The 11,776-nt window shown below is 68.6% G+C and carries 9 protein-coding genes; 6 read left to right on the top strand and 3 right to left on the bottom strand.

Going from position 1 to position 11,776, the window contains the following annotated elements:
* The first annotated feature begins 47 nt into the window (after positions 1 to 47).
* On the top strand, positions 48 to 1,850 hold the full coding sequence (locus tag OE647_RS02545) for a hypothetical protein (RefSeq protein WP_263720073.1): 1,803 nt from the start codon (positions 48 to 50) through the stop codon (positions 1,848 to 1,850).
* Between the two features lie 63 nt (positions 1,851 to 1,913).
* Here the strand turns inward: OE647_RS02545 and OE647_RS02540 are convergent, their stop codons facing one another.
* Entirely contained in the window at positions 1,914 to 3,215 is a 1,302-nt protein-coding gene (locus OE647_RS02540; RefSeq protein WP_263720072.1) for a caspase family protein, read from the bottom strand.
* Between the two features lie 285 nt (positions 3,216 to 3,500).
* On the opposite strand from OE647_RS02540, the gene OE647_RS02535 reads away from it, so the two are divergent.
* From OE647_RS02535 to OE647_RS02515, 5 genes are all read left to right on the top strand, one after another.
* Positions 3,501 to 4,598: an OmpA family protein gene (locus OE647_RS02535; protein ID WP_263720071.1), complete on the top strand. Its 1,098-nt coding sequence runs from the start codon at positions 3,501 to 3,503 to the stop codon at positions 4,596 to 4,598.
* An 82-nt stretch (positions 4,599 to 4,680) separates the two neighbouring features.
* Complete coding sequence (locus OE647_RS02530; protein WP_263720070.1) at positions 4,681 to 6,657, top strand: heme lyase CcmF/NrfE family subunit; 1,977 nt, start codon at positions 4,681 to 4,683, stop codon at positions 6,655 to 6,657.
* Positions 6,654 to 7,136 carry a cytochrome c-type biogenesis protein gene (locus OE647_RS02525; RefSeq protein WP_263720069.1) on the top strand — a complete coding sequence of 161 codons (483 nt, stop codon included), beginning with the start codon at positions 6,654 to 6,656 and terminating at the stop codon, positions 7,134 to 7,136. Before OE647_RS02530 ends, OE647_RS02525 begins: the two co-directional genes overlap by 4 nt.
* Positions 7,133 to 8,383: a c-type cytochrome biogenesis protein CcmI gene (gene ccmI / locus OE647_RS02520; RefSeq protein WP_263720068.1), complete on the top strand. Its 1,251-nt coding sequence runs from the start codon at positions 7,133 to 7,135 to the stop codon at positions 8,381 to 8,383. The genes OE647_RS02525 and ccmI overlap by 4 nt, the downstream gene beginning before the upstream one ends.
* A 101-nt stretch (positions 8,384 to 8,484) precedes the next feature.
* A complete protein-coding gene (locus OE647_RS02515; RefSeq protein WP_263720067.1) occupies positions 8,485 to 9,546 on the top strand; it encodes a YeeE/YedE family protein in 1,062 nt (353 codons plus the stop codon).
* A gap of 11 nt (positions 9,547 to 9,557) precedes the next feature.
* Here the strand turns inward: OE647_RS02515 and OE647_RS02510 are convergent, their stop codons facing one another.
* Both OE647_RS02510 and OE647_RS02505 read right to left on the bottom strand, forming a co-directional pair.
* Positions 9,558 to 10,466 carry an MBL fold metallo-hydrolase gene (locus tag OE647_RS02510; protein ID WP_263720066.1) on the bottom strand — a complete coding sequence of 303 codons (909 nt, stop codon included), beginning with the start codon at positions 10,464 to 10,466 and terminating at the stop codon, positions 9,558 to 9,560.
* A gap of 31 nt (positions 10,467 to 10,497) precedes the next feature.
* Positions 10,498 to 11,760, bottom strand: a complete 1,263-nt coding sequence (locus tag OE647_RS02505; RefSeq protein WP_263720065.1) for an NAD(P)/FAD-dependent oxidoreductase — start codon at positions 11,758 to 11,760, stop codon at positions 10,498 to 10,500.
* Positions 11,761 to 11,776: the final 16 nt, after the last annotated feature.

Here is an 11,776-nt window from a genome sequence, read left to right as displayed (position 1 = left end):
GCACCAGACCGGCAGGGATTTGAAGCCGGCGGAAACGGAGTAAGGCAATGAAACAGATCAAGAGCATCGGCCTGCTGGTCCTGGCGCTCCAGATCGGGCAGGCAGAACTGAGCGCGGCCCAGACCGCCCAGCCAAGCGCCGCGGTGCAAAACCTGATGCAACAGGCCGAGCAGGCCGCGGACGCGCAGGAATATCTGCGCGCCGTGCAGTTGCTGACGCGGCTGATCGCGATGCCCGAGAACGCCTACAGCGCCCGCGCGCAGGAGCTTCTGGGCAACGTGCGCGAGGCGAACGGCCAGCTCGCCCATGCCAAGGCGGAATACGAAATCTATCTGCAGAAATACCCCAACGGCGAGGGCGCGGCGCGGGTCCGCGCACGGTTGAACGCGATCCTGTCGGGGGCCGCCCCGATGCCGCCCAACCCGCCCGCCGCAGTCGTCGTCGCGACGCCCCCCCGCACCGCCACCGCGCCGCGCCGCACGGCCGCGGCGACCGCCGCCGCGGCGGACGAGGCCGCGACCGGGACCGTGGTGCGCGACCGCGGGCACTTCTCGCTCACCTATCGCTACAACGAGGGCACGACCGAGATCACCGATCTCACGCCCGACCCCGACGACATCACGGAAGAGGACGACACGTTCGAGAACGCGCTTGTCGCGGGGCTGAACTACACACGCACGATCGACAACGCCGACCGCCGCGTGCGCCTGACCTTCTCGGGCCTGCTCGAGCACGACTTCGAGGAGGGCGACACCGACCTGCGGCTCTCCGAGGCGCTGGTCGCATTCGAGGACAAGGCATCGGGCCGGGTGGTCACGGTGGGCCGCCAGAAGCTCGACCCGCGCGCCATCGCCTACCGGACCGACGGCGTGTCGCTGAAATGGCCGACCGGCAGCGGCGTGACGCTGGGCGCGGTCCTGGGCCAGGTCGTGGAAAGCTCGCGCGACGACTTCCTGTCGGCCGACCGCTGGCTGCTCGGGGCGAGCGCCACCTGGGAAGACCTCGGCGGCGCCGGCGACCTGACCGTCTACACCGCGATGGAGCGCGAGGATTCCCTCACCTATCGCCATGCGCTGGGGGTCGAATACCAGCGCAGCTTCGACGGAATGAACCTTTATGCGAACGCCGAATACGACCTCAAGTTCGAGGAGATCACCCGCCTTCTGGTGACCGGATCGGCCCGGCTGGAGAACAACGCCCGCGTAACCGGGCGGCTGTCGCACTATCGCAGCCCGCAGCTGAACCTCGACAACGCGCTGATCGGACAGGGCGCCACCACCGTCGAGGACCTCGTCGCGCTTTTCGGCGAGGACGCGGTGGAGGATCTGGCGATCGCCCGCTCCTCCAAGGTAACGACGCTGGGCCTGACCTACTACGGCAAGCTGAACGAAAGCTGGGACCTGTCGCTGGACGGAACCCTCTTCAACCAGAGCTCCAAGCCCGCGACGACGACCGGAACGCCGGTGGCCGCGGTGCCGGACGAGGGCGTGCGCGGCTATTACGGCGTGCGCTTCACCGGCTCCTCGATCCTCATGGAGGACGACCGTGTGAACCTTGGCCTGCGCTACGCCGACGCGCCCGGAAGCGATCTTTACGTCGCCGACGGCTCGATCCGCATCCCGGTCGCGGAAAACATCCACGTCAGCCCGCGCCTGCGCGTCGGCTACCGCGATCTTGCGGACGGGGACGAGACCTTCGTGATGCCCTCGGTCAACTTCCGCTACAAGATCGATCGCTCCACCAGCCTGCAGTTCGACGCGGGCGGGCGCTGGTCGCAAACGGACACCTCGACCACGCGCGAGAAGCAGAAGGAACTCTACTTCATCGCGGGCGTCTCCAAGTCGTTCTGAGGTCATTCGCCCCGGCGGGGCACGGGACCGGCCCGGCATCCGCCGCGGCCGGTTCTTTCTTGCCTAGCGGCAGCCGCCCATGGCCCAGCTGCGCAGGTGCTGCTTGAACTCGACGCCAAGCGGATGGGGCTTGTCCAGCGACCGCTCGGCCTGTTCGGTGACGTAGAACTTCGCCTGCTCGCAGATGCGTTCCTTCGTCCAATCGTGGCAGTTGGTGCAATGCTGCCCCTTCCAGAGCTCGTCGGGAATGCCCTCGAACGGCGGGAAGAGCGGCTGGCTCTTGATCAGCTCCTGGATCGAACGCCCGACGATCTGCGGCTCGCCCTTTTCGACGGGGGCGGTGAAGGTGACCGCGACGACGCCGTCCTGCGCAGGGTCGGGCTGCGGGGCCTCCGGCTTGGGCCGGGTCAGCGCGGCCAGAAGCGATTCCGCCTCGCCCCGGTGGCGGCCCTGCGGGAAGGTCCAGAGGTAAAGCTGGACCTGCGTCGCGTCACCGCTGTCCTTGACCGAGGTCCAAAGCGTTTCCTCAGCATTCGACGGGGCGGCAGCGGCGGGCGCGCTCCCGCCCTTCCCTTCGGACTGGAAATAGAAATCCGACGTCAGTGAGGAGCTTTCCCAGGGCGTCTGCGCGCCGCCGGTGGTCTCAAGCACCTGGACGCGCACCTTCTTGAACAGAAGCTCGATCGATTCCCGGTCGGACGCGATCGCCCTGGCCAGCGCGCTCGTGTAGGGGCTGTTGCCCGAAAGCCCGTCCAGCGCCACGCTGCCCGGCGCGGTCGCATAGGCGATGAAGCTGCCCGTGGGCGCGTTCATCTCTGCCAGGCCCTGATCGCGGAAGCCCGCGACGTTGGGAAACGGGTTGTTCCGGCAACTGTCGAGGATGACGATATTGGTGCGCACCCGCGCCGAGTAGAGCTGACGCAGGATCCACCCCGCCTCTACCCCGACAAGATCAAGATCGGCCTGGTCGCGGATGGCGCTGTCGACGGGCAGCAGGTAGTTGGTGCCAAAGGACTGCACCGCATGGCCCGCGTAGTAGAAAAGCGCGACCGTATCGGGCCCCGCCTCGCGCAGCGCGCGCCCGAAATTCGCGATGCCGCGCTTCATCGCGTTCTGGTCGGCGTCGATCAGGTTGGTGACCTCGAAACCCACCCCGGTCAGGGTCCGCGCCATCAACTCGGCATCGCTGACGGTGTTGTCGAGCGCGCCGATGGCCTCGTAGCGGCCATTGCCGATGACCAGCGCGATGCGGTGGTCGCCGGTCACGGTCTTGCCCACATTGGCAAGCTTCAACTCGGCCTGTGCGGCCGGGGCCGCGAGGCCCAAGGCCAGGGCAATCATTACAAGCAGGCGAGCCAATGTCATCGACGCGTTTCCGTTCGGCGTTGAGGGCAAGACTACGCCTCGCGCCCCGGCCCCGGCAACAGCGCAAGGCCCGACACGGCCCGCAGCGCGCCCAATCGTGATCGAAATCCCATGGGGGCGCCGGAAGGGCAAGGAAAGTTTGGCAAGCCGCAGAGGCGCGGCTAACGTTGCGTTAAGCAACGCGCGCACGATTCGAACAGCTTTCATCCTGAACAGTCGGTGCATTGTCGGGCGTTGTCCAAGACGAGTCTTTTGTGCGACCAGCGGGGTAGCAAAGTGTTTGGCATGCGATTTGGGCAACTCAATGTCAACCTGACGGGTATGATCGTCGCGCTCGGCCTTGCGCTGACGGTTTCGACGGCCCACGCGCAGGACAATCCCTTTGAACCGGGATGGGATCTGGACCCCGCGACCTCCTTCATTCGCTTCGGCTCGATCAAGCACGTCGAGGGCAAGGAGATCGTGGAGACGCATTCCTTCGCGACCTTCGGAAGCTCGATCGAGGCCGACGGCAAGGCCACGATCAACGTGAAGCTCGAATCCGTCGATACCCGCAACGACCTGCGCAACGTGCGCATGCGCTTCCTGTTCTTCGAAACCTTCAAGTTCCCCGAGGCGGTCGTGACCGCGCAACTGTCACCCGACATGGCGGCGGGCCTTGCGCCCGGCGGACAGAAAGAGGTGCAGATCCCCTTCTCGATGGATATCCACGGGGCGTCGAACCGCCTGGTCACGGACGCGATCATCACGCCCGACAGCAATGACCGCTTCGTTGCGGCCTCTGCCCGGCCGATCGTCTTTCATGTCGATGACTTCGCCCTGGGCAACAACCTGCGCAAGATCGCCGAGACCGCGGGCGGCTTCGACATCGTGCCCGAGATGAACATCACCTACCAGTTCACCTTCGTGCGCCGGGCGGCGGGGGCCAGCGCCCAGGTGGCGGATGCGGCGCCCGCTACGCCGACGCCCGACGTGCCCCAGCCGTCGGCGGCGCTTGAGACGCAAGGAGAGTTCTCCTACGAAGAATGCGTCGGCCGGTTCGAGATCCTGTCGGAAACGGGCAACATCTACTTCGCCTCCGGCAGCGCGCGGCTTGATGCCGAAAGCGACTTCGTGCTGTCGACCGTGGTCGATATCGTCCAGCGCTGCCCCAGCCTCAGGCTCCTGATCTCGGGCCATACCGATGACGACGGATCGAACGCCTATAACCAGAGCCTGTCGGAACGCCGCGCGCTCTCGGTTGTCGACTACCTCTCGCGCAGGGGCGTGGACCGCCGCCGCCTGCATTCGGCGGGCTTCGGAGAGGACCGGCCGATGGTCCCGAACGACTCGGCCTTCAACAAGAGCAGGAATCGCAGGATCGAGTTTTCTCTCTACCAGTAAGCGGCGAGCGGCCGCGCGTCGTCCCTGACGGCGCGTGGTCCCTACGCAGGGAAAACCGGCCGGACGCCGAGGGGGCAGCGGCATGACAGCTGAAATCGGCCATTTCGCGATGATCCTCGCGCTGATGATCGCCGTGGCGCAGGCGACGGTGCCAATCTATGGCGCCTGGCGGCGCATCCTGCCGCTGATGCGGTTCGCCGATGGTGCGGCCGTCGCGCAACTGGGCTTCGTGGCCCTTGCGATGGCGATGCTGCTGCGGGCCTTCGCGGCCACCGACCTTTCGGTCGCCGTCGTTGCGAACAACGCCAACGCGGCGATGCCGCTTCATTTCCGGCTATCAGCCGCCTGGGGCAACCACGAGGGCTCGCTGCTGCTTTGGGTACTGATCCTGTCGGTCTTCGGCGCGGCCGTGGCCCTCCTCGGGCGGTCGCTGCCCGCGACGCTAAAGGCGCGGACGCTGGCGGTGCAGGGGATGATCGCGGTCAGCTTCCTGGCGCTGAGCCTTTTCACCTCGAACCCGTTCGAGCGCCTTCACCCCGCCCCGGCGCAGGGGATGGAGCTGAACCCGCTTCTCCAGGACATCGGGCTGATCCTGCATCCGCCCTTCCTGTATCTCGGCTATGTGGGCTTCTCGATCGTCTTTTCCTTCGCCGTCGCCGCCCTGATCGAGGGGCGGATCGACGCGGCCTGGGCGCGGCTGGTGCGGCCCTGGGTGCTGCTCGCCTGGATCTTCCTGACCATCGGCATCACGCTGGGCAGCTTCTGGGCCTACTACGAACTCGGCTGGGGCGGCTGGTGGTTCTGGGACCCGGTGGAAAACGCAAGCTTCATGCCCTGGCTCGTGGGTACCGCGCTTCTGCATTCCGCGCTGGTGGTGGAGCGGCGCCAGACCCTGATCGTCTGGACGATCCTCCTGGCGATCCTGACCTTCTCATTGAGCCTGATCGGGACCTTCGTCGTCCGTTCCGGCGTCATCACCAGCGTGCATGCCTTCGCCGCGGACCCGGCGCGGGGGGTGGGCGTCCTGGTCATCCTCAGCGCCTTCACCGGCGGGGCCCTGACGCTTTTCGCGCTGAGGTCGGGGGATTTCGACCAGTCCGCGACCTTCCGCCCCGTCAGCCGCGAGGGCGCGCTGATCCTCAATAACATCCTTCTGGTCGTCGCGACCGCCACGGTGTTCCTGGGCACCTTCTACCCGCTTTTCGTCGAGATGATCGGACCGGAGAAGATCTCGGTCGGCCCGCCCTATTTCAACCGCAGCTTCGGGCCGATCATGGCGGTGCTGGCGCTGGCGCTGAGCGTCGGACCGTTCCTGCGGTGGAAGCGCGATCAGCTGGGCGCGGCGCTGATCCGCTTGCGCTGGCCTCTGGCCGCCGCAGGCCTTGCCGCGCTGGCCGCGACGGCGCTTGGCGGCATGACGGGGCTGGGCGCGGCGCTTGGGCTGGGGCTGGCGATCTGGCTGGTGCTTGGCGCCTTCTGGATCGTCGTGGCGCGCGCGCAGCCCTCCCGCCTGCCCCGCGCGCGGGCTTGGACGCTCCTGCGCACGACGCCGCTCGCCACCTGGGGCACGGTCCTTGCCCATGCCGGTCTTGGGCTGCTGATCGCAGGCATCACCTGCATGACCCTGTGGGAAGAGGAGATCATCGCCGCGCTTAAGGAGGGCGAGAGCATCTCCGCCGGTGGCTATGACTTCACGCTGCAATCGGTGCGCGTGACGCTTGAGGCGAATTACGAGGTCGAGCGCGCAAGCTTCGCCGTCGAACGGGACGCCCGCCCCGTGACGGTGATGGAGGCAGAGCGCCGCTACTACCCCGTCAGCCGCCGGGTGACGACCGAGGCCGCGATCGCACCGAGGTTCCTCAGCAACCTTTACGTGTCGGTCAGCGGCCCCTCGGGCACCGGCAAGTGGGGGGTGCGGGTCTACTACCACCCCTTCGTGATCCTGATCTGGCTGGGGCCGCTGATCATGGCGCTCGGCGGTCTCCTGTCGCTGATCGACCGCCGCTTCCGCGTGGGCACGCTGTCCGCGCGACCGGCGGCACAGGCGGTGCGGGCATGAGGCGTACGTTGATCCCCCTGGCGGTGATCGCCACGCTGGCGGGCCCCGTCGCGCTGCCTCTCCCCGCGCTCGCCGTCCTGCCGGACGAGGTTCTGGCCGACGCCACGCTTGAGGCGCGCGCCCGCGCGCTCAGCCGCGACCTGCGGTGCGTGGTCTGCCGCAACCAGTCCATCGACGATTCCAACGCGGCACTGGCGCGCGACATGCGGGTGATCCTGCGCGAACGTCTGGTCGCGGGCGATAGCGACGACGCGGCGGTCGCGTTCCTGGTTGATCGCTTCGGCAGCTTCGTGCTGCTCGACCCGCCGGTGCGCCCGCTGACCTATGCGCTCTGGTCCGGCCCGGCGATCCTGCTCATCGTCACGGTCCTCGGCTTCTCACGCCTCTGGCGGCGACGGGTCCAACCGGCAGAGCCGGAGCTTGACGCGGCAGACCGGGCGCTGGCGGCTTCGCTTCTGGACGAGGGGCGCGAGACATGACGCTCTGGCTCTTTCTCTCGCTGCTCACGGCGCTGGCAGCCCTGGCCATCGCCCTGCCCTTCCTGCGCGGCCCTGCGCCGGACGCGGCGGGTGAGGCAGGGATCGAGGTCTTTCGAGAGCAGGCTCGGCAGTTGGAGCGCGACCACGCGGCCGGCATCGTCACGGCAGAAGACGCGGCCGCCACGCGGCGGGAAATCGAACGGCGCGTGGTGGCTGCGGCACGCAAGGCGGATGGGGAACAGATGGCGGGACTGGGCAGCAAGGGACAGGTCGCGGCGGTCGCGGTGACGGTCGGATGGGTGGTCGTGGGCAGCGCGCTCCTTTACGGCGCGACCGGGCGCCCGGAACTGGCGGGGGTCGTGGCGAAGCCGGCGCGCGGCGTTGCGGCCAGCCCGCTGGCAATTCTTCCGCCGCCAAGCGGCGCGATGACCGCCCCCGGCGCCGCCGCCCCCACGCAGACGCCAGAGGGCAGCCGGCTTGACGACGTAGACACGATGATCGCGCGCCTGGCCGCACGGCTGGAGGGCGCCCCCGGGGACGTCGAGGGCTGGAAGATGCTGGGTTGGTCCTATTCCGGCACCGGCCGGTATGAGCATGCGGCAGGCGCCTATGCCCGCGCGGCGGCGCTGGCGCCGGAGGATGCCGACATCCTCGCGCTTCAGGCAGAGGCGCTGGTGCGCGCGGACGCGGACCGGGTAACCGACCGGGCCGAGGCGGTCATCGCGCGGGCGCTCGACCTCGATCCCGGCAATCCGCGGGCGCGCTTCTTCAATGGGCTCGCCATGGATCAGGCTGGCGACGCAACGGGCGCGGTCACGCTCTGGCTCGACATCCTCGACAAGGCGCCACCCGATGCGGCCTGGACCGGCGACCTGCGCGACCGCATCCGGGAGCGCGCCGGCGCCGCCGGCATCGACCTGACCGGCCGTCGCGGCTTTGCCCCGGTCGCCGACACCGCACCCGCCGCCACCCCCGGCCCAACCGCCGCCGACGTCGCCGCCGCCTCGCAGATGAGCACGCAGGACCGACAGGCGATGATCCGCGGGATGGTGGACCGCCTTGCCGAGCGGCTTGAGGGCGCACCGGACGACCTTGAGGGTTGGCACAAGCTGATCCGCGCCCGCATGGTGCTGGGCGAACGGGCAGAGGCGGCGGCGGCGCTGGCGCGCGCGCGCGACGTCTTTGCGGGCGATGCCGGGGCGCTCGCACGGCTCGAAGCAGCGGCAGTCGAGCTTGGCCTGAACTGAGGCGCGGCGCGCCAGTGGGGCGGCGAAACATCCAGGGCTGATCCAGATCAACGACCGGGCGCTCGCGCGCGTGTACGCGCGAGGGAACGCAAGGAGCGCCCATGGATCTGACCGCCCTTCTGGAGATTTTCGAGGAACCACAGTTGGCCGCCCTTCTGGGGCTTCTGACCGGCGCGGTCTTCGGCTTTTCCGCCGAACGATCTGCCTTCTGCCTCAGGGCGGCGACGGTCGAGTTCGCACGCGGACGGCTGGGTGAACGCATGGCGGTCTGGCTCCTGACCTTCTCCACCGCGGTCATCTGGGTGCAAGGCGCGGAGCTCTTGGGTCTTTTCCGTGCGGAGGACTCCCGCATGATGGCCATCGCGGGGTCGTGGTCGGGCGCAGTCATCGGCGGGCTGATGTTCGGCGCCGGGATGGTGCTGGCGCGGGGGTGTTCCGGGCGGCTTCTGGTGCTGGCCGCGACGGGCAACCTGCGCTCGGTCGTGGCCGGGCTGATCTTTGCGGTGGTCGCGCAGATGGCGCGCCACGGCTGGCTGTCGCCCGCGCGCCAGTACCTTGCCGGGCTTTGGGTGACACCGGGGGGGCGCAACGTCGATCTGGTCAGCGCGATCGGCCTGCCGGATGGTGCGGGCCTTGCCTTGGGTGTGGCGGTGGCGCTCCTGTCGCTCTGGCTCTCGTTCCGCAACGGGCTTGGGTGGCCGCGGCTGATCTTCGCCTCGGGCGTGGGTTTCGCCGTGGCGCTGGGTTGGGTGCTGACCTTCTCGCTGTCGCAGGTCGCGTTCGAGCCGGTCAGCGTGACCTCCGCCTCGTTTTCCGGCCCGTCGGCGGACACGCTGATGTTCTTCCTGAGCGACAGCCCGGCCCTCGACTTCGACATCGGGCTGGTGCCGGGCGTCTTCGCGGGCGCGCTGATCTCGGCGGCGCTGAAGGGAAGCCTGCGCTTCCAGGGCTTCGATGGCGAAAGCCAGATGCGCCGGGCGATGACGGGGGCGGTCCTGATGGGATTCGGTGCCATGCTGGCAGGCGGCTGCGCCATCGGCGCCGGTGTCACCGGCGGGTCGATCTTTGCCGCGACGGCTTGGGTCGCGCTCTTCTGCATGTGGGTCGGCGCGGTGCTGACCGATTTCGTGGTCGATCAGCGCGCGCGCCTCGCGACGGCCTGAGGGCCGCTGCCTCAGACCTCGGGGATAAAGCGGTAGCCCGCACCCGCGCGTTCGGCGCGGCCGATCCCGCCGTCTGGCAGGTGGTAGCCGATCAGAACGACCTCATCCGCGGCCATCCGGTCCAGAAGCGCGACCCGCGTGCTGGCGGCCAGGTCCTTGTCCTGGTCGGAGCCCGAGGCCCAGTCGGGCCGCTCGAACCCGACGTGATGGTTACCGATGGCATCGCCGATGACGGTGACGGGGACCGACCCGCCGGTCAGGTCGAAGGACATGTGGCCGGGCGTGTGGCCCGGCGTCAGCCGCGCGAAGAGGCCCGGCAGGACCTCCTCCCCGTCCGAAAGGCGCCGCAGGTTGTCCGCCACGGCCCCGAGCCGCCGCGCGGCGCCGACGGCGAAGGTGGTGCGCGCCGCGCCGATCGTGTCCACGGTCTCTGGGTCGGTCCAATAGTCGAACTCCGCCCCGCCGATGGAATGCTCCGCATTGGGGAAAACGGGGTCGTCGAATTCATCCAGAAGGCCCCAGAGGTGGTCGGGGTGGCCATGGGTGAAGACGACATGGGTCACATCCTCGACCGTGAGGCCGAGCGCCTCCATCGCCTCGGCCAGTTTTCCGGCAGTGGGCTGGAAATCCGGTCCCGACCCCAGATCGAAAAGCACCGTGTTGGTGCCGTCCCGCCAAAGCGTGACGTTGCAGGGTGGCGTCAACTGGTCGCCCGCGACGCCATATCGGGCCGTGATCTCTTGCACCTCGGCCTCGGGCATGCCGCCGAGGATGAAATCGGCGGGCAGCGTCAGGAAACCGTCCGACAGCGTGTCGATGCGCGCACCGCCGAGGTCGAGCGTGCTGGCCGCCCAGAGGCGGGGGGCGGGAAGCGCAAACGCAGCCCCAGTGGCGGCGATGAAATGGCGGCGGGTCAGCATGTCGGGGCTCCTTTGGCGCGACGGCGCGCGGCTAGCCGAATATCTCGGCGGTCAGGGTGTCATACCAGGCAAAGGCTTCCTCATAGGTCAGCCGGCGCTCGTCTTCGGTCTCGTCGGGGCGGCTGATGAAGCTTCCGGTCTGGGTGATGCGGTCATACCCCGGGGCATAGGCGCCGCCGAGCTTGATGGAATCCCCGGGCGCAAGCGCCGACCAGCAGGTGTTGACGAACAGGGGCGGCGGCACCGAGGCACCGGTCAGTTCACCCAGAAGCGAGGCGACCACGACCCCGGCCTGCGAATGCGCGGCCACCGCCGATTTCGGCATCTCGGCCGCCTGCGCGGCATCGCCAAGCACCCAGACCATCGGATCGATGGCCGAGCGCAGGCTGTCGGGCCGGATCGGCGCCCAACCGCTGTCGTCGGTCACGCCCGCGATTTCGGCGATGCGGCCGGCCTTTTGCGCCGGGATCACGTTGCAGACATCGACCGGCTGCGCCTCGCCCTCGATCAGGACTTCCATGGTCTCGGGGCGCACCTCAACGTCGGCGCCGCCGAATTCGGGGTTCACCCATTCGATCATGCCGCCGTAATGCTTCAGCCAGCCGTTCTCGAAGAGCGTCTGCTTGGAATACCTGTCCTTGGGGTCCAGGATCATGATCTTCGCGGTCGGGTTCGTCTGTGTCAGCAGATGCGCGATCATGCAGGCGCGTTCATAGGGCGCGGGCGGGCAGCGGTAGGGATTGGGCGGCGCGACCATGACGAAAAGCCCGCCCTCGGGCATGGCCTCGACCATGCGGCGCAGAAGGTCGGTCTGCGGCCCGGCCTTGTAGGCATGGGGCATGACGTCCGCCTGGTCGAGCGTCCAGCCGGGAACTGCACCCTCGACGAAATCGATGCCGGGGGCCAGCACCAGCCGGTCATAGCCCAGCACTGCCCCACCGGCGAGCGCCACGGTGCGCGCGCCACGGTCGATCCCGGTGGCAAGGTCGTGGATGACGGTGACGCCCGCCGCGGTCAGGCCGTCGTAGCTGAACTGAAGGCTCTCGATCGGGCGCAGCCCGCCAAGGTAGAGGTTGGAGAAGAAGCAGGTCGTGTAGCGGGGGTTGGCCTCGACCAGCGTCACCTCGATCGCACCGGCGGAGGCCAGGGCAAGACCGCGCGCGACGCTCGCCCCGCCGGCCCCGCCGCCGATGACGACGACATGCGGACGGCCCTGACCGAAGACGGCCGGGGCGGCCAGCAGACCGGCGGCCCCCGCGCCGGCGGCCATCACGGTTCTTCGTGTCAGGCGCATGCCCGTCCCCTTCCCT

This window comes from Albidovulum sediminicola, assembly GCF_025751575.1.
In the GTDB taxonomy this organism is placed as follows: Bacteria; Pseudomonadota; Alphaproteobacteria; order Rhodobacterales; family Rhodobacteraceae; genus Albidovulum; species Albidovulum sediminicola.
This window is presented reverse-complemented; position numbering and strand designations above follow the sequence as displayed.